General features: G+C 64.0%; 21 protein-coding genes. 3 read left to right on the forward strand and 18 right to left on the reverse strand.

Translation table 11 applies throughout. The annotated features are described in order from the left end of the window. The first annotated feature begins 30 nt into the window (after window positions 1-30). Window positions 31-1197: a DNA polymerase IV gene (gene dinB / locus AB3X86_RS16120; RefSeq protein WP_368596718.1), complete on the forward strand. Its 1167-nt coding sequence runs from the start codon at window positions 31-33 to the stop codon at window positions 1195-1197. Here dinB and AB3X86_RS16125 read toward each other — a convergent pair. The 6 genes from AB3X86_RS16125 to AB3X86_RS16150 form a co-directional block, all read right to left on the reverse strand. Continuing rightward, window positions 1164-2654, reverse strand: a complete 1491-nt coding sequence (locus AB3X86_RS16125) for a heavy metal sensor histidine kinase (RefSeq protein WP_368596719.1) — start codon at window positions 2652-2654, stop codon at window positions 1164-1166. The genes dinB and AB3X86_RS16125 overlap by 34 nt on opposite strands. Further along, entirely contained in the window at window positions 2651-3337 is a 687-nt protein-coding gene (locus AB3X86_RS16130) for a heavy metal response regulator transcription factor (RefSeq protein ID WP_013091374.1), read from the reverse strand. The genes AB3X86_RS16125 and AB3X86_RS16130 overlap by 4 nt, the downstream gene beginning before the upstream one ends. Before the next feature lie 168 nt (window positions 3338-3505). Next, window positions 3506-5071, reverse strand: coding sequence for an efflux transporter outer membrane subunit (locus tag AB3X86_RS16135; protein WP_368596720.1), 1566 nt, complete (start codon window positions 5069-5071; stop codon window positions 3506-3508). Further along, window positions 5071-6297, reverse strand: a complete 1227-nt coding sequence (locus AB3X86_RS16140; RefSeq protein ID WP_368596721.1) for an efflux RND transporter periplasmic adaptor subunit — start codon at window positions 6295-6297, stop codon at window positions 5071-5073. The genes AB3X86_RS16135 and AB3X86_RS16140 overlap by 1 nt, the downstream gene beginning before the upstream one ends. A 23-nt stretch (window positions 6298-6320) precedes the next feature. Next, on the reverse strand, window positions 6321-9599 hold the full coding sequence (locus AB3X86_RS16145; RefSeq protein WP_368596722.1) for an efflux RND transporter permease subunit: 3279 nt from the start codon (window positions 9597-9599) through the stop codon (window positions 6321-6323). Window positions 9600-10017: 418 nt separating this feature from the next. Next, entirely contained in the window at window positions 10018-10452 is a 435-nt protein-coding gene (locus tag AB3X86_RS16150) for a VOC family protein (protein ID WP_176107805.1), read from the reverse strand. A gap of 159 nt (window positions 10453-10611) precedes the next feature. Here AB3X86_RS16150 and AB3X86_RS16155 point away from each other — a divergent pair, with 159 nt between their 5' ends. Further along, complete coding sequence (locus AB3X86_RS16155) at window positions 10612-11487, forward strand: LysR family transcriptional regulator (RefSeq protein WP_368596723.1); 876 nt, start codon at window positions 10612-10614, stop codon at window positions 11485-11487. Window positions 11488-11674: 187 nt separating this feature from the next. Continuing rightward, window positions 11675-12313, forward strand: a complete 639-nt coding sequence (locus AB3X86_RS16160) for a LysE family translocator (RefSeq protein ID WP_368596724.1) — start codon at window positions 11675-11677, stop codon at window positions 12311-12313. Window positions 12314-12400: 87 nt separating this feature from the next. Here the strand turns inward: AB3X86_RS16160 and AB3X86_RS16165 are convergent, their stop codons facing one another. The 12 genes from AB3X86_RS16165 to AB3X86_RS16220 all read right to left on the reverse strand — a co-directional run bounded on the left by AB3X86_RS16165 (window position 12401) and on the right by AB3X86_RS16220 (window position 25033). Next, window positions 12401-13645 (reverse strand): NADH-quinone oxidoreductase subunit F, encoded by a 1245-nt coding sequence (locus AB3X86_RS16165; RefSeq protein WP_368596725.1) that lies wholly within the window; start codon window positions 13643-13645, stop codon window positions 12401-12403. 20 nt (window positions 13646-13665) lie between these two features. Beyond that, a complete protein-coding gene (locus AB3X86_RS16170) occupies window positions 13666-15315 on the reverse strand; it encodes an FAD-binding protein (protein ID WP_368596726.1) in 1650 nt (549 codons plus the stop codon). A gap of 15 nt (window positions 15316-15330) precedes the next feature. After that, window positions 15331-15969 carry a 2Fe-2S iron-sulfur cluster-binding protein gene (locus AB3X86_RS16175; RefSeq protein WP_368596727.1) on the reverse strand — a complete coding sequence of 213 codons (639 nt, stop codon included), beginning with the start codon at window positions 15967-15969 and terminating at the stop codon, window positions 15331-15333. A gap of 180 nt (window positions 15970-16149) precedes the next feature. Further along, complete coding sequence (glnA, locus tag AB3X86_RS16180; protein WP_368596728.1) at window positions 16150-17655, reverse strand: type I glutamate--ammonia ligase; 1506 nt, start codon at window positions 17653-17655, stop codon at window positions 16150-16152. 94 nt (window positions 17656-17749) lie between these two features. After that, on the reverse strand, window positions 17750-17953 hold the full coding sequence (locus AB3X86_RS16185; protein WP_013091358.1) for a hypothetical protein: 204 nt from the start codon (window positions 17951-17953) through the stop codon (window positions 17750-17752). A gap of 196 nt (window positions 17954-18149) precedes the next feature. Further along, the gene (locus AB3X86_RS16190; protein WP_368596729.1) at window positions 18150-19061 is read right to left on the reverse strand and encodes an alpha/beta fold hydrolase; all 912 of its coding nucleotides are present in this window, start codon (window positions 19059-19061) and stop codon (window positions 18150-18152) included. 24 nt (window positions 19062-19085) lie between these two features. After that, on the reverse strand, window positions 19086-19427 hold the full coding sequence (locus tag AB3X86_RS16195) for an alpha/beta fold hydrolase (RefSeq protein ID WP_368596730.1): 342 nt from the start codon (window positions 19425-19427) through the stop codon (window positions 19086-19088). Next, window positions 19318-20484 carry a radical SAM protein gene (locus tag AB3X86_RS16200; RefSeq protein ID WP_368596731.1) on the reverse strand — a complete coding sequence of 389 codons (1167 nt, stop codon included), beginning with the start codon at window positions 20482-20484 and terminating at the stop codon, window positions 19318-19320. The genes AB3X86_RS16195 and AB3X86_RS16200 overlap by 110 nt, the downstream gene beginning before the upstream one ends. 52 nt (window positions 20485-20536) lie before the next feature. Continuing rightward, window positions 20537-21808 (reverse strand): MFS transporter, encoded by a 1272-nt coding sequence (locus tag AB3X86_RS16205; RefSeq protein ID WP_368596732.1) that lies wholly within the window; start codon window positions 21806-21808, stop codon window positions 20537-20539. 240 nt (window positions 21809-22048) lie between these two features. Further along, entirely contained in the window at window positions 22049-22486 is a 438-nt protein-coding gene (locus tag AB3X86_RS16210) for a hypothetical protein (protein WP_176381016.1), read from the reverse strand. 665 nt (window positions 22487-23151) lie between these two features. Beyond that, on the reverse strand, window positions 23152-23316 hold the full coding sequence (locus tag AB3X86_RS16215) for an FmdB family zinc ribbon protein (protein ID WP_018433560.1): 165 nt from the start codon (window positions 23314-23316) through the stop codon (window positions 23152-23154). Between the two features lie 118 nt (window positions 23317-23434). Beyond that, window positions 23435-25033, reverse strand: coding sequence for a methyl-accepting chemotaxis protein (locus AB3X86_RS16220; protein WP_368596733.1), 1599 nt, complete (start codon window positions 25031-25033; stop codon window positions 23435-23437). Between the last annotated feature and the right edge of the window lie 35 nt (window positions 25034-25068).

Below are 25068 nucleotides of genomic sequence, written 5' to 3' on the forward strand. Positions count from 1 at the left end.
CGTTCATTCCCATCGCCCGCTTCAATTTCCATGAATTCGCCATCCCGCCGCATCGCGCACCTCGATATGGACGCGTTTTACGCGTCCGTCGAACTGCTGCGCTATCCGGAACTGCGCGGCCGCGCGGTGGTGATCGGCGGCGGCCGCAACAGCGCGCCGCAACTGCTCGAAGACGGCAGCAGGCGCTTCGCGAAGCTGCGCGATTACGCGGGCCGCGGCGTGGTCACCACCTCAACGTACGAGGCGCGCGCGCTCGGCGTGTTTTCGGCGATGGGCATGATGAAGGCCGCCGCGCTCGCGCCCGACGCGATCCTGCTGCCGACCGACTTCGATTCGTATCGCCATTACTCGCGCCTCTTCAAGGCGGCCGTCAGGACGTTCACGGACCGCATCGAGGATCGCGGCATCGACGAGATCTATATCGACCTGACCGAGCTGCCGGGCGAACCGGCCGATATCGGGCGGCGCATCAAGGATGCCGTTCATCAGGCCACCGGTCTCACGTGTTCGATCTGCGTCGCGCCGAACAAGCTGCTCGCGAAGATCGGCTCCGAACTCGACAAGCCCGACGGCCTGACGATCCTCACGCCAGCCGACATACCGCTGCGCGTATGGCCGCTGCCGGTGCGCAAGGTCAACGGCATCGGCCCGAAGGCGGCGGAGAAGCTGAGCGCGCTCGGCCTCGCGACGGTCGGCGATCTGGCCGCCGCCGACGCCGGGCTGTTGCAGGACAATTTCGGGCGCAGCTATTCCGCGTGGCTGATGGAAGTTGCGCAGGGTCACGACGAGCGGCCGGTGGTGGTCGAATCGGAGCCGAAGTCGATCAGCCGCGAGACCACCTTCGAACGCGATCTGCATCCGCGTCACGATCGGCCGGCGTTATCTAGCGCGTTTACGGGGCTGTGCGTGCGGGTCGCCGACGATCTCGTGCGCAAGGGCTACGTGGGCCGCACGATCGGCATCAAGCTGCGTTACGACGATTTCCGTACCGTCACGCGCGACCTGACGCTCGACGAACCGACCGCCGACGCGACCAAAATCCGCCGCGCGGCGACCGAATGTTTGCGACGCGTGCAGTTGAACCGCAAGCTGCGGCTATTGGGCGTGCGCATCAGCACGCTGAGCTCGGCCAGCGGACAGGCGCTGAAGCCGCGCCTGCCGGTTCAGGCCGACTTGCCTTTCGCGAGCGACGAATAGGATGTATCGGCGGCGACGCCGGCCGCATTCGCATTGGCATTCGCGCTCGCACGCGCGGCCGGTATATCGCCCGAAGTGGACATCACCGACGCCGCCATCGAAAACGAAAACGTGTTGATGCCGTTCGCGCTGTGCGCGGATACGGTGCCGCGATGCATCTCGGCGATCGCCTTCACGATCGCGAGTCCGAGCCCGTGGTTTTCGCGGCTATTGGTACGCGAGACCTCCGCGCGATAGAAACGGTCGAACAGATGTTCGAGGACGTCCGGCGCGATCGGCTCGCCCGGATTCGCCACCGCGACGCGCACCTGGTCGCGCATCGCACCTTCCCCGCGCGCGATCGTCACGCTGATCGTCGCGCCCGGCTCGCAGTGCTGGATCGCGTTCATCAGCAGGTTCGTGCACGCGCGGCCGAACAGCGAGCGGTTCACCCGCGCGAACGCATCGCCCTGCAACTTCGCATGCACGCGCGCCTCTTCGAGCGGAATCTCCAGAAATTCCAGCGTATGCGCGACTTCGGCCGCGAGCGACACCTCGATCAACCCCGTCGCGCGTTCGCCCTGGTCGGCACGCGCGAGGAACAGCATGTCGTTGATGATCGCGCGCATCCGCTCGAATTCTTCGAGGTTCGATTGCAGCGTGTGACGCAGATCGTCGACCGAGCGGTTGCGCGTCAGCGCGACCTCCGTCTGGCCGATCAGGATCGTGACCGGCGTGCGGAGTTCATGCGCGACGTCCGCGTTGAACGATTCGAGGCGGCCGTAGGCGCCGTCGAGCCGTTCGAGCGCACCATTGAACGAGTTGGCGAGATCGTTCAGTTCGAGCGGCAAGGACGCGGTATTGAGCCGCTGCGAGCGGTTGTTCGGGCTGACCGCGGATGCGTCGCGCGTCAGACGCGTGAGCGGTGCGAGGCCGATGCGCGTGACCGAGTAGCTGAGCAGCAGCACCGCGAGACTGCCGAGCGCGGACAGCGCCGCGAGTGCCGAGCCGAACACGCGCATCGTGCGCAGGTTCGGCGAATAGCTCGCCGCGACCTGCAACTGCACCGCAGGCCGCGCGCCATTGGCCGGCAAGATCACCGTCGAGGTCAGCATGTCGGGGCCGCCGCCCTCCGGCGCGATGCGCGCGTAGCCGCCGGGCCAGCTCTTCGTGACGGTTCCCTGCACCGGCGTGCCGAAGTGGAAGTTCGGCTCCGCGCTCGTCACCGAGTACATGGTGCTGCGGTCGTGCGGCGTCATGTCGGTGAGTTTTTCGCGGGCCATCCGCCATTTTTCTGGCGTCACCGCGTGAGAGACGATGATGCGCGCGATTTGCGTGCGATCGTCGAGCGACTCGCGCAGATGATGTTCGAGCTGCGAGCGCAGCACCAGAAAAAGCCCGCTGCCGACGAGCGTAAACACGAACAGCGCCACCAGCGCGAACATCGACGCAAGGCGGCGGGCAATCGAGCGGTTCATGATGACTCGGCCTCTTCGCGCACTTCGAGCACGTAGCCCATGCCACGCACCGTGTGCAGCAGCTTCGACGGGAATGGGCCGTCGAGTTTCGCGCGCAGCCGCTTGATCGCGGTTTCGACGACGTTCGTGTGGCTGTCGAAATTGACGTCCCATACGAGCTCGGTGATCGCGGTCTTCGACAGAATGTCGCCCTGGCGGCGCGCGAGCACGCTGAGCAGTTGGAACTCTTTCGCGGTCAGGTCGAGGCGCACGCCGTCGCGGGTCGCGCGGCGGCCGATCAGATCGACGAACAGATCGCCGACCGAAATCAGCGTGGACTCCTGCGAACGCGTGCGGCGCGCGAGCGCATGCAGACGCTCGACGAGTTCGAGGAACGAGAACGGTTTGGTCAGGTAGTCGTCGGCGCCTTCGCGCAGGCCGCGCACGCGGTCGTTCACGTGATCGCGTGCGGTCAGCATGATGACCGGCGTCGACTTGCGCATGCGCAGCGCCTTCAGCACGCTGAAGCCGTCGCGCTTGGGCAGCATAACGTCGAGGACGATCACGTCGTAATCGAATTCGGTGGCCAGGTGCGTGCCCTCTTCGCCGTCGAGCGCGACGTCGACGACCCAGCCCTGCTCTGTCAAACCGGAGCGCAGGTAGTCCACCACCTTGTGCTCGTCTTCAACAATCAGCAATTTCATCCGTGTCCCCTGTCGGCCGGAGTTAGCGCTTTAGCGCTTACTCCGGTCCCATGCCGCTTGCGGCGGTCGGCAGGAGTTAGCGCTTTAGCGCTTACTCCTGCCCCATGCCACTTGTGGCGGTCGGCCATGTCGTGGCTGTCAACCTTGCATTATACGAACGCCCTCGATTCAGCGCGCAGGAGCCGGCGTGTCTTTCTGCTGCGCGCCGCCGGCAGGCGCTTGCTGCGGCATCGCCGCAGCGTTGCTCGTATGTGCGTCATTCGCGGCCAACGCACTGCCTTGCGCGCCGCCATCCCAACCGCCGCCGAGCGCCTTCACCAGCGCCACCGACAGCGTCAACTGCTGCCCATGAATCTGCACATCCGTGCGCTCGCTCGTCAGCAGCGACTCCTGCGCGTCGATCACGTTCAGATACGCGACGAGCCCGCCCGAATAACGATCGTTCGCGAGCGACAGCAGCCGCTGCGCATCCTCGACCGCCTCGCGCGACTGCTTCGCCGCGCCATCGAGCACCGACAGTCCGGTGATGCCGTCCTGCACCTGCTGGAACGCGCTTAGCACCGTCTGCCGATAATTCGCCTCGGTCGCCCTGTAGCCCTCGCTGGCGAACTTGACGTTGGCCGCGCGCCGCCCGCCGTCGAAGATCACCTGGCCGACCGCCGCGCCGAGCGTCCACATCAGCGTGGGCGCGCTCAGCAGGTTGGCGAACTCGGTGCTCTCCCAGCCGATGCCCGGCGTCAGCGTCAGGCTCGGGAAGAACGCGGCCTTGGCCACGCCGATCTGCGCGTTGGCGGCCGCCATCGCGCGTTCCGCCGATGCGACGTCGGGCCGCCGCTGCAGCACGTCGCTCGGCACGCCGAGCGGCACCGTCGGCGGCTTGATGTCGAGCACCTTCGGCTCGATCGCGAACTGCGGCGCCGGCACCCCGACCAGCGCGGCGATCGCATGCTCGAATTGCGCGCGCTGATTGAGCAGCAGTTGCGCCTGCACGCGCGTCGCATCGAGTTGCGATTTCTGCTGCAGCACGTCGAGGCCCGATACTGAACCGAGATCGTGCTCGGTGTTCACGTAATCGAGCGCCTTCTGCTGCAGCTTCACCGACTGGTTCAGCACGTCGATCTCGTTGTCGAGCTCGCGCAGCGAGAAGTAGTCGGTGGCGAGGTCGGTGCTCAGCACGAGGCGCGCGTTCGCGAGGTCGTCCGCCGACTGTTCAGCCGATGCCTGCGCGCCCTCCACCTCACGACGGATGCGGCCGAACAGATCGGTGTCGTAGCTGAGCGTCGGTCCGAGCTGGATGTTGTTCTGTACCGTCGATTGAGTCGGCGTCGCGTAGTTGGTCAGCGGCCGGTCGTGCGAAATGCGAAAGCGCGAGGCCTGGGCCGAGAAATTGACTTCCGGCACGCGCTGCGCGCTGGTGTTCGCGAGTGTCGCCTTGGCCTGCTCATAGTGCGCGCTCGCCGCGGCGAGCGTCTGGTTCTGCGCGAGCGCCTGGGTTTCGAGCGTCGCGAGCGTCGGGTCGGCGAAGCCCGTCCACCAGTCCGGCGCAATCGGCGCATGCGACGGCGCGGCGACGCGCCAGAACGAATCGGTGTGCCATTCGGGGGGCACCTCGGCTTGCGGACGCCGATAGTCGGGACCCACCGTGCAGGCGGCGAGCAAGGCCGCGCCGGCGCAAGCGCCCAGCGCGGTGAACGCGGTGCAGCGTGGGCGCGCCCGGCGGGAAGCCGCGAACATCAAGACGCCTCCTTGCCGTTCTTCGGCAGCGGCTGCACCTGAACGTGATCGCCGTCGGCAATCGAGTCGCTCGGATTGATGATGATGCGATCGGTCGGCGAGATACCGCTTTCGATTTCGAGCTGCTGTCCGAGGTCCACCGCGATCACGACCTTGTGCAGGCTCACGTTGCCCTTCGCATCGACGACCGCGAGGCGCGGACCCTCCGCGCGAAACAGCAATGCGTTGCCCGGCACCGTCAGGCGCTCGTGCGCGGCGGCCGGCACCTCGACCTGCACGTAGGCGCCGGGGCGCAGCCTGGCGTCGGGATTCGGCAGCGTCACTTCGATCTGCAACGAACGCGTGGGCACGTCGATCGCGCCGGACATATGCGTGATCGTGCCGTTGAACTGCTGGCCCGGCAGCTCGGCCTGCGTGACCACGACCTTCTGCCCGACCGCGACGTTCTGCGCGTAGGCCTGCGGCAACTGCACATAGACGCGCAACGGGTCCGACTGCGCAAGCGCAAACAGGGCCCGGCTCGTGCCGCTGCCTGCGTCGATCAGATCGCCGACGTCGACGTTGCGCTGCGTGACCACGCCGGCAAACGGCGCGACGATCCGCTTGAACGATTCGAGCTGCTGCAGACGCTTGACGTTCGCATCGGCAGCGGCCAGATTCGCGAGGTCCTGCGTGTAGGTGCTTTGCCGTTCGTCGAGTTCCTGTTGCGACACCGCATCGCGCTGACGAAGCTGCTGCCAGCGCTCCAGCGAGCTCTTCGCGAGCGCGAGGCTCGAATTGATCTGCTGACGCTGCGCCAGCGCCTGCGCGAGTTCCTGGTCGATTTCCGGCGTATCGAGCTCGGCGAGCAATTGCCCCTGCTTCACGCGGGCGCCGATATCGACGTACCGGTGCAGCAGATAGCCGGTCGCGCGCGCATAGATCGGCGATTCGACATAGCCGCGCAACGTGCCCGGCAGCAGCGTGTTGCCGCCGCCGTCGGTCTGCTGTGGCGTGACGACGTTCACGTACTGCGTGGCGTTCTGCTGCGCGGTCGCCGTGACTTCGCGGTTTTGCATCACGTTCGCGATCACCGTGCGCAGCGTGCCGATTGCGAGCAGCACGAACACGATCAGGATCGCGATCTTCGCGCGCTTCCATTCGCGTTGGCGCGGCGGCAGCAGGTGTTCCCCCTGTTCGGTTTCCCGCGTGGGGATCGCTAGCGATGCATGAGTTTTTTCGGTCATCTCAGTCAACCATCGTTTAACTTTTACGCGGGCGTCGCCGCACTGCTGGGTTCCGGCGCGGGGCTGTCGCTACGGCCGCTGCTTCGACCGCCATCACCGCCTGTTCCACCGCCATTGCTGCCGTTGCCGCCGCCATCGCCTCCGTTGTCGCCGCCGCCGTTGCGATGACGGCGCGTGAGCCACGAGTGAATGCCCGCGAACACGAGCGGCACGAAAAACAGCGTCGATACGGTCGCGAACAGCAAGCCGCCGATCACCGCGCGGCCGAGCGGCGCATTCTGCTCGGCGCCCTCGCCGAGACCGAGCGCCATCGGAATCATGCCGATGATCATCGCGAACGCGGTCATCAACACCGGACGGATCCGGCTCGCGCCGGCTTCGAGCGCGGCCGTGAGCGGCGGCGCGCCGGCCGAGAGCCGCTGGCGCGCGAACGCGACCATCAGAATACTGTTCGCGGTCGCGACGCCCATCGTCATGATCGCGCCGGTCAGCGCCGGCACGCTCAAGTGGGTGCCGGTCAGGAACAGCATCCACATGATGCCCGCGAGCGCCGCCGGCAACGCGCTGACGATGATCAGCGGATCGACCCACGACTGGAAGTTCACGACGATCAGCAGATAAACGAGCACGATCGCCATCGCGACGCCGATGCCGAGCCCAAAGAACGAACTGCGCATGGTTTTTACCTGGCCGCGCACGGTGATCGTGCTGCCGCGCGGCAGCGTACCGCGCACCTCGTTGACGATCCTGTCGACCTGATTCGCCACGCTGCCCAGATCGCGCTTTTCAACGCTCACAAAGAGATCGATCACCGGCCGGATGTTGTAATGCGTGACTTCCGCGAACTGGCTCTTCGGCGACACCTGCACGAGGTTGCCGAGCAGTTGCGTCGGCCCGTTCATCGTGGCCGACACCGGGGTGCGCAGCAGCTCGTCGATCGACGACACCTGGTACTGCGGCGTTTGCACCTGGACCCTGTATTCGACGCCGTTCCTGTTGTTGACCCAGAAGCCCGGCGACGTCTGCGAGCTGCCCGATAGCGAAACGAGCACGTTCTGCGCGACGTCGTTCGCGGTCAGGTTCAGTTGTTGCAGGCGGGTACGGTCCATGTTCAGACCGAGTACCGGTTCGTCGAGCTTTTGCTGGATATGCGTGTCGACGGTGCCGGGAATCAGGCGCACCTGCTTTAGCAGCTTGCGCGCGACATCGAGGTTGCCCTGCTGATTCGCGCCGGCAATCTGCACGTCCACCGCGGCGGGCAGGCCGAAGTTCAGGATCTGCGTGACGATATCGGCGGGCTGAAAGAAGAACTCGACGCCCGGGAAACGCTGCGGCAGGATCGTGCGCAGCTTGTCCATGTAAATCTGCGACGGCTCGTGGCCTTCGTTCAGCGCGATCTGGATCTCGCCGTCGAGCGTGCCCATCGTGCCCGCATTGCTATACGACAGGTTGATGCCGCTATACGGCACGCCGAGGTTGTCGAGAATCGTGCCCAACTCCTTCTGCGGCACGACTTCGCGGATCACCTTCTCGACCTCGTCGGCGAGCCGCGCGGTTTCCTCGATCCGCGTGCCGGTCGGCGCGCGCATGTGCAGACGGATGTCGCCCGCATCGACGCTCGGGAAGAAGTCTTCGCCGAGCGCAAAGAACAGGCCCATCGACAGCACGCAGAAACCGAGGAACAGCGTGCCGAACATCCTGCGGCGTACGAGCAGGCTGCTCAGGATCATGATGTAGGCCGCGCGCATGCGCTCGAAGCCGGCGTCGAAGCGGTGATACAGACGCATGAACAGACCCGGCGTCGCGCCCGCCTTCGGCTTGTGCGCGTGGCCCATCAGCAGCATCGCGAGCGTCGGCACCAGCGTACGCGACAGGATGTACGACGCGAGCATCGCGAACACCACCGCTTCCGCGAGCGGCACGAACAGATAGCGCGCGACGCCGGTCAGGAAGAACATCGGCACGAACACGATACAGATACACAGCGTCGACACCAGCGCCGGCACCGCGATTTCGCCGGCGCCGTCGAGAATCGCGTCGTGCAGATTGGTGCCCATGTGCAGGTGCCGCTCGATGTTCTCGATCGTCACGGTCGCGTCGTCCACCAGGATGCCGACCGCGAGCGCGAGGCCGCCGAGCGTCATGATGTTGATGGTCTGCCCGAGCGCGTGCAGCACGATCAGCGACGACAGGATGGACAGCGGAATCGAGATCGCGATGATGCAGGTGCTGCGCCAATTGCCGAGGAACAGCAGGATCATCGCGGCGGTCAGCGCGGCCGCGACCAGCGCCTCGCGCACCACGCCCTGCACCGCCGCCTTCACGAACACCGACTGGTCGAACAGCGCGGTGATCTGCAGATCCGGCGGCAGCGCGGCGCGCGCGGCCGGTAACAGGCCTTTCAACGTATCGACGATCGACAGCGTCGACGCGTTGCCGTTCTTCAGCACCGACATTAGCACGCCGCGATGGCCGTTCTGCCGCACGATGTTGGTCTGGGGCGAGTAGCCGTCGCGCACATGCGCGACTTCACGCAGATAGGTCGTCGCGCCGTTGACGGTACGCACCGGAATATCGTTGAGGCCTTCCAGCGTCGGCGGCGAACCGTTCATGTCGATCGTGTATTCCTTCGGCCCGATCTTGGCCGTGCCGGTGGGCAGAATCAGGTTTTGCGCGTTGAACGCGTTGACCACATCGGCCGGCGTCAGGCCCTTGGCCAGCATCGCGCGCGTATCGAGGTCGACCGAGATCAGCCGCGATTTGCCGCCATACGGGTACGGCACGGCCGCGCCCGGAATCGTCACGAGTTGCGGACGCAGGAAGTTCAGCGCGGTGTCGTTCAGGTCCTGCTCCGAGAGCTTCGGACTCGACAGACCGAGTTGGATCACCGGAATACTGGAAGCCGAGTAGCTGATGACGAGCGGCGCGGTGGCGCCCGGCGGCATCTGCTTCAACTGCGCCTGCTCGACGGCGACCGTCTGCGCGATGGCCGTCTGGATGTTCGCGTTCGGCTGCAGAAACACCTTCAGGATCGCGATGCCGGGCAGCGACTGCGATTCGATATGTTCGATGTCGTTGACCGTCGTGGTCAGACTCCGCTCGTTGACCGACGTGATGCGGGTGGCCATGTCCTCGGCCGACAGCCCGGTGTACGTCCAGATGATGCTGACGACCGGAATGTTGATTTCCGGCAGCACGTCGACGGGCGTGGTGAACAGCACGAAGGGCGTCGCCAGCACGATCAGAATCGCCATCACGATGAACGTGTATGGCCGCTTAAGCGCTACGTTGACGATCCACATTGAAACGGGCCAGAGAAAATGCTGGTGGAGGGAGGGATTGAATCTCCGCTTATGCTAGATCGGTAGCACCAACGCCTGCATGGCGCGAGAATGGCGAAATTGTCAGGAAGCAAGTTGAAAGCAAATGCGCCATTTTTGAAGGCGAAAAACAATCGCCGGATTTGCAGCGAATTAGGCGCCAGGCAAACGTTTGTTGAATAAATTTACGCGCAGTTAATGGAACGTTTGCTGATTCACAGCACGGCTTTCGTTGGAAATATTGTGAAACATGCTTTCAGTTTTATTCGCAACACGAGTCGCTTTTGCTTCGCGCGGTCATTCCCCTTCAACGAAAAACGAAAAAGGCCGGTCAACCTGAATGGTCGACCGGCCTTCTCATTTGCAGCTATCCGTGTGCCGGCGTCAACGCCAGCGACGCTTATTTGGCGAACAGTGACGACATATCGGCGAACGCCTTGAACTCGAGCGCATTGCCCGACGGATCGAGGAAGAACATCGTCGCCTGCTCGCCGACCTCGCCCTTGAAGCGCACATGCGGTTCGATGATGAATTCGACGCCGGCCTTCTGCAGTTTATCCGCGGCGGCCTGCCATTGCTCCATCGACAGCACCGCGCCGAAGTGGCGCACCGGCACCGCGTCGCCATCCACCGCACTGGTATGACGGTGACCGACTTCATCCGGCGCCAGATGCGCGACGATCTGATGGCCGTAGAAATTGAAATCGACCCATGCGTCCGAACTGCGCCCTTCCGGGCAGCCGAGCAATTCGCCGTAAAACTCACGCGCGGCGGCAAGGCTATGAACAGGAAACGCCAGATGGAACGGCGGCAAAGCGGTTTCGGCAACGCTCATGATGGTAAGACTCGCTGGGTGGGTGTGAGGATGAGTTACGGCTGTCACGATCGGCACGACCGGCAATCGGCTCAGGTGAAGCAAAGTCTAACCATGAATAAAAATGTTGAGAAACGATATATATTTGACCTGACCATCATCAAAATCGATTGATCGACCATGCTCAGCGAGTTGAAAACCTTCATCGCCGTCAGCCAGTACGGCACGTTTTCCGGTGCGGGCGCGCGCATCGGGCTCACGCAATCGGCGGTCAGCGCGCAGATGCAGCGGCTCGAGCAGGAACTCGGCTTCCCGCTGTTCGACCGCACCGGCCGCTCGGCGACGCTCAACGAGGCGGGCCGCGAAACGCTCGCGCTCGCCGAGGAAATGATGACGCTCTACGCGCGGCTCTCCGAGCGCAGCGGCGCCGCCGCCGAAAGCGGCATGCTGCGGGTCGGCGCGATCGCGTCCGCGCAGGTGGCGCTTCTGGCCGACGCGCTCGCGCGCTTTCGCGTCGACCGTCCCGGCTGGCGGATTCGCGTGGTGCCGGGCGTGTCGCTGGGGCTGCTCGGCCAAGTCGACGCGGGCGAACTCGATCTGGCCGTCATCATCAAACCGCCGTTCGCGCTGCCGTCGGAGCTCGAATGGCGCACGCTGGTCGCCGAACCGTTCGTGCTGCTCGCGCCGAAAAAGCTCGCGCGCGGCGGCCGCTCGTGGCGCGAACTGCTGCGCAGCGAGCCGTTCATCCGCTACGACCGCGCGTCGTTCGGCGGCCGGCTCGTCGATCGTTTTCTGCGGCGCGCGCGCGTTGGCGTGCGCGATGCGGTCGAACTCGACGAATTGCAGGCGATCGTGCAACTGGTCGCGCGCGGCATGGGTGTCGCGCTGATTCCGAACACGGCCGGTCTCGGCAAATGGCCGGCGAGCGTCGTCGCACTCGAACTCGGCGATGCGACTTTCGAGCGTGAGATCGGACTCCTGCTGCGGCCGCGGCATAGCCGGCCGGTTGTCGCCGATGCGTTGGCGGAGTGTATTGCGAGCGCGGCGCACGGTTGAGCGCTTGGCGCGCCGAGTTCGACGCAGGTTCGATTCGGCTTCGAATCGAGTGTGCTGCCATATGTACGCGCAACTGTATCTGTGAGCGGCGCGCGACGGCGCGCAGAATCGTTGCTTCATTCAAGCGGCCGTGTGGTGCGTTGCATCGCATTGCCGAACACGCACCCCGCCCTTACATTTGCCCGCCATGATCGCCAGCCCTGTGCTCACCGCCGATGTCCTGATCGCCTACAGCGCCTATTTCGTCGGTACCGCGAGTCCTGGTCCGAGCAATCTCGCGATCATGTCGCTCGCGATGAGCGCGGGCCGGCGCGCGGCGCTGGTGTTCGCGCTCGGGGTGGTATCGGGCTCGTTCTCATGGGCGCTGCTCGCGTCGCTCGGGCTGTCGGCGCTGCTCGCCACCTACTCGGAATGCCTCGTGGCGATCCGGATCGCGGGCGGGCTGTATCTGCTGTGGCTCGGCTTCAGGTCCGCGCGCTCGGCGTTGAGCGCCGGCAAGCCGGACGCGAGCGCGGCGCGCGTCGACGAACCGCTCGGGCGGCTCTATCTGCGTGGCCTTTTGCTGCATCTGACGAACCCGAAAGCGGTGCTCGTGTGGCTGTCGATCGTGTCGCTCGCGATGTCGCCGGTACACGGCGCCGCGCACGTGATGCCGGTCGTGCTGGGCTGCATGGTGATCGGCGCGACGGTGTTCAGCAGCTACGCGATGCTGTTTTCGACGGCATCCGCGCGGCGCGTTTATACGGCGATCCGGCGCTGGCTCGATGGCTCGCTCGCGGTGATGTTCGGGATTGCCGGGATCAAGTTGCTGACGTCGAAGATCTAGCGTGGCCCCGCGCTCGCCGCTGCAAAAGCGGCTCTATCTCCGATTCAAAACCGGCTATTGATGAGCGTAATATCCGCCGCCCTGCCGCTACGCCATCAACAGCGCTTCATATTCCGCGCGGAACTGATCGATGGAACTCTCCACCACCGTCACCGCGCCATCGATCAAACCGCAACGCCCGCTGCCGGGAAGAACGCGGCACAGATTCTCCAGTGCATCCAGATCGGCACGCACGCCGCGGCCCGTGTCGAGCCGGTTCAGAAGCCGCATCATCTGAAACGTTCCGCCCTTGCAAGGCGGGCACTGCCCGCACGAACCCTGGGCGAAGAAGCTCACGTAGTCCGCGACCTTGCGCACGATGCTGGTGCCTTCCGACACTACGATCATCGCGCCCGTCCCCAGACGCGAACGGCGTTGACGCACCGAGTCGAAGTCCAGTGCCACGTCGAGATCGCGCTTCGCCAGCAGCGTGTTCGATGGGCCGCCCGTGAAGACCGCCTTGAACTCCTTGCCCTGCAGCATGCCGCCGCCGTGCTGGAACACCAGCGTCTCAAGGCTCGTGCCCATCGGCAGTTCGTACAGGCCGGGACGCAGCACGTCGCCGGAAAGAGAATAGAGCTTGGTTCCGGCCGCGCTCCCCGCTCCGAGGTCGCGATACCACTGCGCGCCGTGACGCAGAATCCCGGGCACGTGGGCCAGCGTCTCGACGTTGTTGACGATGGTCGGCGCGCCGTGCACGCCCTGCTCGGCCGGGAAAGGCGGTTTGCGCCGAGGAAACGGAAAGCCGCCTTCGACGCGCGCGACCACCGCCGTTTCCTCTCCGCCGATGTACAACCCCGAACTAGGCACGACGCCAAGCGACACGGGTGCGCCGATCCAACGCTCGACAGCGGCCAATTGCGCGTGCCCCGACCACTGCTTGACCGCCTCGCGAGTCGCGGCGAGCGAGCCCGTCTGATGGGGATTCACGTACAAGACGACATGGTTGGCCCGCGTCGCCACCGCGGCGATCAGCGCGCCCTCGATCACCTGATGCGGCGTGTGTTCGAGCAGAAAGCGATCCTTGAAGGTGCCCGGTTCGTCTTCGTTGCCATTGCAAACGACGTACTTGTCGCCGTCAGGGGCGGCCGCAACCGGCGCCCATTTTCGATGCGTGGGGAAGCCAGCGCCGCCCATGCCACGCAAGTCGGCCCGGGCGAGCTCGGCGATGATCGCCTCCGGGTCGTCGAGCGCTTGGGCGAGTCCCTCGCCGCCGCCGCGCGCGAACCATGCATCGAGGTCGGCGCCGACACGGAAATCGTCCCTCATCAAGCACTGATTCAGCGTTTGCATCGCGTGCTCCGTGGTTCCCGTCACCGGATGCCGCCGATCACGCGACCCCGCGCGCTCGCGCGCAATCCCGCATCGACTCGCAGATCGAAATGGGCATAGGCGGGAAAGAGCTGCGGCGCCTTCACGTGAAGCGGCAGTCCCGCCAGCGTCAGCTCTCTCTGCCACGCGTGCACATGACCGATTCCGGCGCGGTTCGTCATCACCCACTCCCTCGATTGCGCGGCCTTCGCGCCGGCACGGCGGCCGATGCTCAGAATGTCGAGCAGCGCGTTGCCCATCAGACGGTTGCGGCCGTGGATGCCGCCCGTCATCTCGCCGACGCAGAAAAGGCCGGGGACGTTGGTGGCGCCATTTTTGTCGATCGCGACGCCGCCGTTCTGGTAGTGGAGCGTGGGATAAACGAGGAAGGGCTCCTGCGCCGCATCGATGCCGCACTTGTCTGCAAGATGGCGAAGCGTGATGAGGCGTTTGGCCAGAATGCCCGGGTGCTCGATTTCGAGTGTCGGCGTATCGAGGAACACCCCGAGCTGGCCGTCGCGCTCGATCCCGCGACTCTGTGCGCACTCGCGCAGGATCGCCGACGCGACCACGTCGCGCGGCTCGAGTTCGTCGACGAAACGTTCGCCCGCGCCGTTCAGAAGTCTCGCTCCCGCGGAGCGCGCCGCCTCGGAAATCAGGCCGCCCGCCAGATGGTGCGGGTAGGCGATGCCGGTCGGATGGTACTGGAACGAGTCGAGCTCGCGCAGGCGCGCGCCGATCCGATAGGCGAGCACGAGGCCGTCGGCGGTGGCGCCGTAGTGGTTCGAGGTCGGAAACGAATTCAGGTGCAGTCGCCCCGCGCCGCCGGTGGCGAGGATCACCGCGCGCGCACGCACCAGCACGAAGCTACGCCATTCAAGGTTGTAGATCACCGCGCCGGCACAGCCGCCGTGCTCGTCGGACAGCAGCTCTACCAGAGGGCAGCGGTTCCACAACTCGATGCCCGGGTCGAGGTCCACCGCCTCGCGCAGCACGCGCATCATTTCGAGGCCCGTATAGTCGCGATACGACAGAATGCGCGCCGCCGACGCGCCCCCGGCTTTCTTGCGCAGCAGATTGCCGCCGATCGGCTGGTCCTCTTCCAGATCGAACGTCATGCCGAGCTGGATCAGCCAGCGAATCACGTCGGGACCGTCCATCACCATCTGGGCCACGAGTTCGGGCTCGCCGCAGAAGTGTCCGGCGCGAAGCGTGTCCTCGAAGTGCAGTTGGGGACTGTCGTCCTCGCCGATGGCCGCCTGAATTCCGCCTTCGGCCATCACGGTGTTGCTGTCGCCAAGACGCAGCTTGGTGGCGAGCATCACGCGCGCGCCCTGCTTCGCCGCCGTGAGCGCCGCCGCGCAGCCGCCACCACCGCCGCCGATTACCAGCACGTCGGTCGTCATCAACTGCGCGCCGGCGATATCGACATCGTCGATCAGCGCGTTGGCCTGCAGATGCCGCGCGAGATCGGGCTGACACGGCTCGCCGCGATTAACCCCGACACTCAGCGCGACCCGCGCATGCGGCCCATGATCGGGGTGATAAGCCTTCAGCAGTTCATCGACCGGAACGTCGTCGCCGCGGAGCGGGGCCGCCATCCCGGGGCGGTAGCGCTGCCGCGCGGTTTCGTAGGGTATGCCGGCGGACATGACGATTCGCTCCGCTCAGCGCGGCGGTTGAGCGCCAGGCGCATCGAAGTCGATCTTCAGCTCGCCGCTCTCGATCTGCCGCAGCCGTCGCATCAGATTGGCCGGACGCAGCGAAAGCGACGCGATCAACCGGCGCACGAACACACCCAGATGGTTGGGCCGGATATGCTCGGGGCATGCGAGCGTGCACAGGTTGCACATCACGCATTCGTCGAACACCTGGCTCGATGCGGGCAGATTGCCCTCGACCGCCAGGTTCACGCCGCGCTGCACATCCAGCCCCTTCGGACAGGCGCGATCGCAGCCGCTGCAATGACGGCAATGCGCCGCTTCGGGGAAGATCTCGGCGATCTTGCTGAGCGCCTGCCAGCTGTCGCTGATCTCTTCGATTCGATATAGGTGACGTTCCGACTCGGTGAAGTAATCGAGGAAGGCGACCTGCATGCCCTCTTCGACGAGGGTCTCGCAGGCGAGCGCGGTTGTGACTTCCTGCTCGCCGCTACGCCGCACCATCACACGGCACGAGCCGCACACGCCCTGGGACATGCAGCCGACACCCTCGACGAGAGTCTGCCCCGCATGCCCCATGGCCTGCAGAATCGAGCAATTGCCAGGCGCCTGAATCTCGCGCCCTTCGATACTCACGCGAACCATGGCCTCGTCCTCTCCTTGCATGCCGTGAGCACTTCACTGGCGAACGCGCAAAAAAGGTCATATAAACCTTAGCACAAGGACGGTTATGAGAATGGGGCATGGCACGAAAACTGTCTGCAAGGCTGCGGTATTTCTACTGATTTGCGCGCCGATCCTGCTTTGAGGTTTGAGGCCTGTCTTCTAGATATCGAAGTACAAATAAAACTCCCATGGATGCGGGCGCAATTTGATCGTGTCGATCTCGCGGCTGCGCTTGTAGTCGATCCATGTCTGAATCACGTCGTCGGTAAAGACATCGCCTTTGCGCAGGAACGTGTTGTCGGTTTCGAGCGCCGCCAGCGCCGCTTCGAGGGAACCCGGCACCTGCCGTATGTTGCGCGCTTCTTCGGGCGGCAGATCATAGATGTTGCGATCGAGCGGCTCGCCAGGATCGGTCTTGTTTTCGATGCCGTCGAGGCCGGCCATCAGCATCGCCGCGAAAGCCAGGTACGCATTGGCCGACGGGTCCGGACAGCGGAACTCGACGCGCCGCGCGTTCGGCGAATCCGAATACATCGGAATGCGCGCCGCGGCCGAGCGGTTACGCTGCGACATCGCCAGATTGACGGGCGCCTCGTATCCCGGCACGAGGCGCTTGTACGAATTGGTCGTCGGCGCGCAAAAGGCCATCAGCGCGGGCGCGTGCTGGAGCAATCCGCCGATGTACCAGCGGCACATGTCGGAAGTCAGCGCCCAGCCGCCCGCGTCGTAGAAGAGGTTCTGCTCGTCTTTCCACAGGCTCTGGTGACAATGCATGCCGCTCGCGTTGTCGGCGAACAGCGGCTTCGGCATGAAGGTTGCAACCTTGCCGTGCCGACGCGCGACGTTCTTGCAGATGTACTTGTAGATCATCACGTTGTCGGCCATGCGGGCCAGCGTTGCAAAGCGCATGTCGATCTCGTTCTGTCCGGCGGTCGCGACTTCATGGTGATGCACTTCGATCTGCACGCCGGCCTGCTGCAGCGTCAGCGCGATTTCCGAGCGGATCTCCTGCAGCGTGTCATGAGGAGGCACCGGGAAATAGCCCTCCTTATAGTGCTGCTTGTAGCCGAGGTTGCCGCCGCCGTAGGCGCCCTCGTCGCGGCCGGTGGTCCAGTCGCCCTCGGCCGACTCGACGTAGTAATAGCCGCAGTGCTGATCCTGGCCGAAGCGGATCGAGTCGAAGATGAAGAATTCGAGCTCCGGCCCGAAATAACACGTCGTCGCGATGCCCGTCTGGCGCAGATAGTTCTCCGCCTTTTTCGCCACGTAGCGCGGATCGCGCGAATAGGGCTGTCGCAGCACTGGATCGACCACGTCGCAAATGATCGACAGCGTCGGCGTGCCGCAAGCCGGGTCCACGAAGGCGGTTGCCGGGTCGGGCCGCAGCAGCATGTCCGATTCGTGGATCTCCTGAAAGCCGCGGATCGATGAACCGTCGAAACCGATGCCGGCGCTGAACAGGTCGTCGTGAACTTCGGGGAGCGTGATCGAGAAATGCTGCCAGAGGCCGGGCAGATCGGTGAATTTCAGGTCGACGATCTGAATATCGCGCTTTTGCAGCAGGTCGATCACATCGCTTGCGTTCTGCGGTCGCGTGACGCGATAGCTGCCCGCTTCGACGGACGCCGCAAACGGCGATCCGGTGCTTCCTTGCGTACTGGCCATGAGCTTTGCCCTCTTGCGCCCCCGTTACCGCCGGTTTACTTATAGTCCAACGTTAGTACTTCCGTGGGCGAAAACAAGGCGGCGGTGAGTGGGCCTAGCGGTCTTGCTCCAAGCCCTTCAAATGGGCCTGCCCCGCATCTCTGGCAGCGGCGGCGGTCGCATATGTCTCGTCCGAAACGAGCGAGCGTCTGACCTCACGGGCCGCGAAGTCGACCAGCGTGATTACCCAGACATGCTCGCCACCCTGCTCCGCCGTTTGCACGAAAGCGCGCACGTCGCCCTTGTCGTCTGATTTCATCGTGACCTCCTTGTGGAAAAGTCGCGCGCGGGAAACGGCTGCGCGACGATTGAGACGCTCGCGAGCCGCGGTGCATTCCTCGCGGAGCGCGTAACTTGATCTTAGGCAATCGAATCGGTCCTTTGACGGTTTTCTCGCTTCCGATGACGAGCACAGCCGGTGGGTCCGGCCGCAAAAGCGCGGTGCCAGCAGCCAGCTAAAGCCGATCGATCAGGAAATCTTGCAGGGAGTTCAACACCTCGTTCGGCGCATCCTCGGGCAGCAGATGGCCACCGGGCAGGCCCCTGCCGGTCACGTTTTCTGCCCACCTGGACCAGGTGTCTGTGGGTGAAGCCTTGCTCGCCCTCTGCTCTTTCTCGCTCCACAGCACCAGCACCGGACAGGCAAGCTTTCGGCCCGCCGCTGCGTCGCTCGCGTCGTGTTCCAGATCCTCTGAAGCAGCGGCACGATAGTCTTCGCAAATCGCGTGCCGCACGCCGGGATTCCGGAATGCGGCTCGATAGGCATCGAGCGCCCGAGGATCGATTCGCTCGAGTCCTCCGGCCATCTTCGCAAGCGCGGCGTCGATGAAAGCGTCAGGATCGGCCGCCAGCATTCGCTCTGGAAGGTCCGCGGGCTGCGCCAGAAAAAACCAGTGCCAGGCGTCGAGCGCAAAGGTCTGATCGACAGTCGCGAAAGCATCGAGCGTGGGCACGACGCACAGCGATGCATAAGCAGTGACGCGCCGAGGGTGGTCGAGCGCAAGCCGGTATCCGGCGCGAGCGCCTCGATCGTGCCCGACTACGGCGAATCGTTCGTGCCCGAGCCGCGCCATCAACGAGACGAGCGCACTGGCCATACGGCGTTTGGTCCAGCGCCGCTGATCGTTGCGGCTCCGGCTGGCACCGTATCCCGGCAGGTCGGGCACGACGAGGGTGTGAGATTTCGCGAGCGTCGGAGCAATCAATCGCCATGCAACGTGGGTCTGCGGATAGCCGTGCAGCAGCAGCACCGGCGATCCGGTTCCGCCGATGACGCCTCGAAACGCGACGTCGTCAGTTTCGATGTCGAGCCTCGCAAAGCCAGCAAAGAAGTCCTCCGCAGCAACTCTTTCGATTTCGGGTGCCATGACTCGTCCTCATGAAAGCGCGCGTCATTTCCCGGACACGGAACTGACGAACTCGGTCAGATCGCGATTGAAACGATCGGGTTCCTCGATGAACGACGCGTGACCCGCGTCGGCGAACACCTTGCTCTGGATGCGTGGATTCAGCGCGCTCGCGCGGGTCAGCGTCGCGGGCGTGTCGACGAGAGCGTCGCGGCCGCCATAGATAAACAGCAGCGGCCGCTCGAGTAACGCGGACCAGCGTTCGAATGGGCGAGCCCTATCCACTTTGCGGCGTGAAACGGCGTCCGCCAGTCCGTCTTGCGAACGACATAAGCGACGCTCGAGGTAATTCCTCGACCGAAAGCGCCCACAGCGAATACGCGACACTGCGCCGGAACAACAAGCTGACAGCAGCGCGAAGCTGCCCCCGGCCCAGCGCGTACACCGAATCGGTCACGGCGATCGCGCCGTGCATCAGAATGCTGGCATGCCGGTAGCATCCCATCATGCAGGCATTGCAGGGCTCCCGTTGATCGGGCAGACGGTCGAGGTCGAACACGGAGCCCATCGGCTCGGGCCACGCCTCGCAACGCCAGACATCGAGGTTCCAGTCGATATAAAAGTACTTGCTGCCACCAATACATGGAACCAGTTGCGGCTCACCGCGCACGAAGCGCGCGACCTCGTCCAGCGCGGCGCTCGGGTCCATCACCCGGAAGTGCTTCTTCAGGCGGGCGATCGCGCTCAACGCTTCGAGTAGTTCGTCGGTATTCAGGTCGACGAGTTTCGAGTCTTCGTCGTACACGAGCGATGTCGATCCAAACGCCTCGCGCCGCGGATAGGAAAAAACCACCGCATCGAAGCCAAGCCGCTCGAGCGTCTCGGGAAGCAATTCGTAATTGACCAGACGGCTCACCGTAATCGATGCGCACACCTCGATGCCGAAGCGATGGGCCTGAGTGATGCCCTCTCGGATGCGGGCCTCGAGACCGCGCAGGCCGCGATTGCGCTCATGCTCGCGCATGTCCGCGCTATCGATGGAAATCAGCAGACGCTTGAGGCCGGCCTCCGCTAGTTGCTTGATGTGGCGCGGCAGAAACCAGCCGTTGGTAATCACACCGCACTGAATGCCGGCCCTGGTGGCCGAAGCCACCAGCGATGCGATCTGGGGATGAACCAGCGGCTCGCCGCCTTGCAGCGTCATGTAACGAATCCGGCGCCGGCGCAGGATCGGCAGTGCGCGCGCGAATTCCTCGGGATCGAGATAGCGACGTGGCCCCGCCAGATTCTTCTCGCGAGAGAACCCGCAGAAGTCGCATGCGGCGTTGCAAACGTTCGTCACCGATACGTCGCACACCGCGGGCAGCGGGTTGCGCGGTTCGCTGACGGCGCCGTCTACATGCCGCAGATCGCGCCACTTGATGATTCGCTCTGTCGTATCCATGGGACCCTCACGGCCTGCCGACGAATTCGTCACGAGGCTTCATAGAATACGCTCAACCTGCTGAGCGTGATGCATTGTTACGCCTGCCGTCGGGTTCGGTGCGTGCCGTCAATGCGAGTCCGATCACGGCAATACCAGCGAACAGCGCTGGCAGCAGGAACACATTCGGCAGGCCCAGCATTTTTACCCCGAGACCGCCGGCGACCCCGCCTAGCGCCGACGCGAGAGCCGTCGAGCTCATGAAAATCGCCGATGCGGTCGCCACCGCGCTGGGAAGCAGGCGTTGAGCAACGAGGATGCCCAGCACCATAAAGATGCCCCATACACCCCCCATCAGAACCTGTCCGGCGAACATGCCCGTTGCGGACGGCCACAGCGCAAAGCAAAGGTTGGCAAACACTCCCAAGGTGGCCGCGATGCACATCAACCACACGTTGCCGACCCGGCGGCCCAGTCCGATGCTGAAGGGCATGATGAGTAGCTCGACGAAGGGCTGCACACCGATGACCGCTCCCCGTACGGCCGGACTCAGCTTCAGGTGCTCTTCCATATAGATCAGCAGGAATCCGTACTTCACCGGCTCCCCAGCGTAGACCAGCACGAAGAGTCCAGTGAACGCCAGCAGAGGAAGCATGGCTCGCAGGCTGGCATGGTGATGCACGGGCTCGCTCGCCGACTCAGTCTTCAGCTTTGCGACGGGGTTCAGCGTTCCGAGAGGTGCGATCTGAAGAAGCATGCAGATGGCGGTCATCCACAGCATGGGGCGCAAGCCATAGGCCGCCGCCGCCCACGCTCCCAACACAGGACCGACGATCCAGCCGCCGGTAAGCGCCATGCGAATGATGGCAACGACACGCTCGTTTGCGTCGTCGGGATTGCGGCTCAGTTCATCGTGAACAGCCGCGAAAATCTGCGACGCGGTCGCACCGGACACGGCCAGCAAAGCAACGGCAATGAAGAACGGCATCCAGACCGAAGTAGCGAGGGCAAGCCCCGCCCAGCCTGCAAATCCCGTGGCAGCACACAGGCGGAAAAGACCGAGGCGATTACCGGTGCGATCCGAGTACCGGCCGACGAAATACCCCGCCACCGGAGCTGCAAGGCTCGTCAAGTAATAGAGTCCGGCCAACGGCAGCGAGGCGCCGAGTTCCTTCACCAGGAAAAGAACGATCTGTGGCGCGGCCGCTGACGTGCCGAGTCCCGACAGAAACATGGCGAGCGTCGAGCCGCGAAACAGCCTCGACGTTGCAACTTGACGCAATGCGGATTCACTAGCGGTTTGATTTGAAATCGTGAGAGCTTCGCTACCGGTTTGGTCAGGCATCGTGAAATGAACTCCCTCGTGACAGCAACAAACATGACTTCCCGAACTTGTTCGGCGGAATTTCCCGGTCTGTCCGGCGCGCACGCTGCAGATTATCGCGAGCGCTTTTCGATTGCCATGGTCCAGTCGAAGTGGTCACTTCGTCGCTGCCGAAATCGCGAAGCCGATGCCTAATACTGGACCCGCTGATCGCAGCGGACCACACGAAACGCCTGACTGAATCCGTGCTTGCCAAGCGCGCTATGAATCATGCCGACCATAGGCCAATATCGGGGGGGGGGGCGCAAGAACAGCGCTGTCGTCGAGCCGGGAAGAATCAATCAGTTGGCAGAAACACTCGAGCATCTGCATTGGCGATGCGCCACGGTCGATGACCGCATCGACACCCGGCCACTCTGCGAAAGGAGACAGCGTACTGGACAGAACCGCGACGCGGCATTGCGGGCAGTGCCTGTTGATCAACTCGATCGCTTTTAACTTCGATGCAAGATGGCAGTCGCCGTCAAGCACCGTCAGTTGCGCGTCGCTCACGATTTGCCCCCGTACCGCATCAGCGCACGTCTCAAGCGTGGAAACGAAGCCTCGCACCCGGGCGATCACGAAGATGGATTCGGCAATCGGCTCATGTCCTCTGCGGAGGACGAGCAGGCGCCGTCCCTTACCAACGTTTGGCATCATGGTTCGCGCTCCATTGGCAGCCAGCAACGCGTAAATTGACTTCCACCTGAGAATCGTAATGCGATACCGCTCGCACGCCTCGGTGTAAGCGAGTGAATCCTCGCCCGAGGTGGCACGGACTAGTTCCAAGGCCTCGAACGCCGAATCGACTTCGCTTAGCGATATATCGAACGCATCTCGCGTATCCATGGCGAGTATTAGAGTCGAGTCACCTGGATTTCCAGCATACGTCGGCCCAGCCCCCTGCAGAAGGCCGGGGTGGGAAAGTAATTTCTTTTCGTCCGTTGGGCTTTCGTGCAGAACTCTTTTCTGCCCTCGGCAATTCGAGGGTTATTTCAACGGTTCGTCGGATTTGAAGCACTGCTCCCGCTTTCCGGCTCTGGGTCAGCCACCACGGTCGTGCGGCTTGGGCGGTAAGCAGATACTGGTGGCTGCAAAGCCTGGGATCAATTCATAGCAAGTTCTGCCGGGCGGCCGCTACGGGCTTCCATGCGATCGGCGGCACGATACTTGCGCACGCTTACATCGCAGCCTGTTGCCAGATTTGTACGCTCCCAGCCAGGTCCCCCAATCTCCACGAGGCGACGGCGAGAATCGGCGAGCGAAGATCCGTCGTTAGGCGAGAACCGACGTTCGAACGTCCCTGAGAACCGCGAAGACAGATTTCAGCTTTTTCGGGACGTTTTCGGCACAAATGGCGTGGGTATGTGCTGGACCTTCTCGCTTCCGCACTTCGGGCAAGCGGGATGAGCGTTTTCATGTTCAGCAAGATGCTCGGCATGTTCGAACATCTCACCGCACTTCTCGCACCTGTACCGGTAAGTCGGCATGGCATTCCTCCAACGAGAATCCTGCACGTCGTGCCGACCAGATGCGTTTACGACGTCGGCAATAACCCATTCTAGTGCAGGAAAGTGCGGGCGCTGATTGCGGCACTGACCGCGATGATCAGTTTGGCCCGTCACCTACCAGCCGAAAAACCTGCACGGCATCCTCCAACGTGGACGCCTGTTCCTGCATGCTGGCCGCCGCGGCTGCCACCTGCTCCACCAGAGCAACGTTTTGCTGGGTCATCTCGTCCATGTGTCCGATCGCGCGATTGATTTCGCCGATGCCGGTACTTTGCTCGTTGCTCGCGTGGGTGATCTCACCCATCAAGGTGACCACACTATCGACCGCCGTAACGATTTCGGTCATGTCCCGGCCAGCCTGGTCGACCAGTTCTCCGCCTGCGTTGACGTTGCCGACCGAGTCGGTGATCAGCGCCTTGATTTCCTTGGCGGCCGTCGCGCTGCGTTGGGCCAGGCTGCGCACTTCGGCGGCGACGACCGCAAAGCCGCGCCCCTGGTCGCCTGCGCGCGCCGCCTCGACGGCCGCGTTCAAAGCCAGGATATTGGTTTGAAAGGCGATCGAATCGATCATGCTGATGATGTCGACGATCTTGTGTGAACTGCCGCGGATCAGCGACATGGTGGTGACCACATGGCCCACCACGGTGCCGCCTTTGACCGCGAGATCGGAGGCCGACGCGATGTGCTGGTTGGCATGCGAAGCGCGTTCGGCATTGGCGCGGACCATCGCAGTCAATTGCTCCATCGTCGAAGCGGTTTGCTCGAGCGAGCCGGCCTGCGCCTCGGTGCGGGACGACAGCTCCGCGTTGCCGGCGGCAATCTCGCGCGCGCCCAGCGCGATCATATCGGACGCGCGTCGCACGTTGCCGACTACCGAGGCGAGGCCGACACTGATGCCGTTCATCGCCTGCATCAACTGGCCCAGTTCGTCGCGCCGGCTGACATGCACTTGCGCGGTCAGGTCGCCGGCCGCCAATTTTTCCGCGGCGGCCTTCGCTTCGAGCAGTTGCATGCCGAGGCCGCGCCGGGTCGTCACGAAGACCAGCGCGCTGACCAGCAGCGCGCCGAGCAGCCCGAAGCCGATCACCGCGGTTGGCAGGAAAGGCGGCGACGCCCCCACGGGGCTCGCCTGGTCCGGGATGATCACTGCCTGCAGCAGCCGACCATAGCCCAGCAGGAGTACGGTATTCGCGGCGAGGGTCAGCAGCGCGAGCCTGGCTCCGATCGACAGGTTCCACACCTCGCTGACATCGAGGCCGACGTATAGCGCGCCGATTACGTCACCGGAACTGTCCCGGATCGGCTCGTACCGTGTCATGTATTGCTTGCCGAATAGAGTCGCGTAACCGGTGTAGGGCTGCCCGCTGCGCAGCATCCGATAGCCGGGGTGCGAGCGGTCGAGTACCGTGCCCACGGCCCGCTCGCCGGTTTGCCTTTTGACCGAAGTGGCGACGCGCACGAAGTCGTCGCCTATCGCGACGAACAAGGTGCCCGTCGCGCGGGTTTTGTCGGTGAAGCGGTCAACTTCGCCATAGTTGAGGTTCAGCAGCGTCGTCCCGTTCAGCAGCCTCGGCGTCATCACACCGAGGATGTCGACACCGCTTGATTCGTCGCGTGTAAATGGAGCTGGAAAATACCCGGCGAGCGTTCGCGCGTGACGACACACCTGGGCCTTGAGCGGCAGCAGAGAGTACATGAAGTGAACCCCCGTCGACTGTGTCAGCGATTCGA

Source organism: Paraburkholderia sp. BR14374 (genome assembly GCF_040948685.1).
Classification (GTDB): Bacteria; Pseudomonadota; Gammaproteobacteria; order Burkholderiales; family Burkholderiaceae; genus Paraburkholderia; species Paraburkholderia youngii.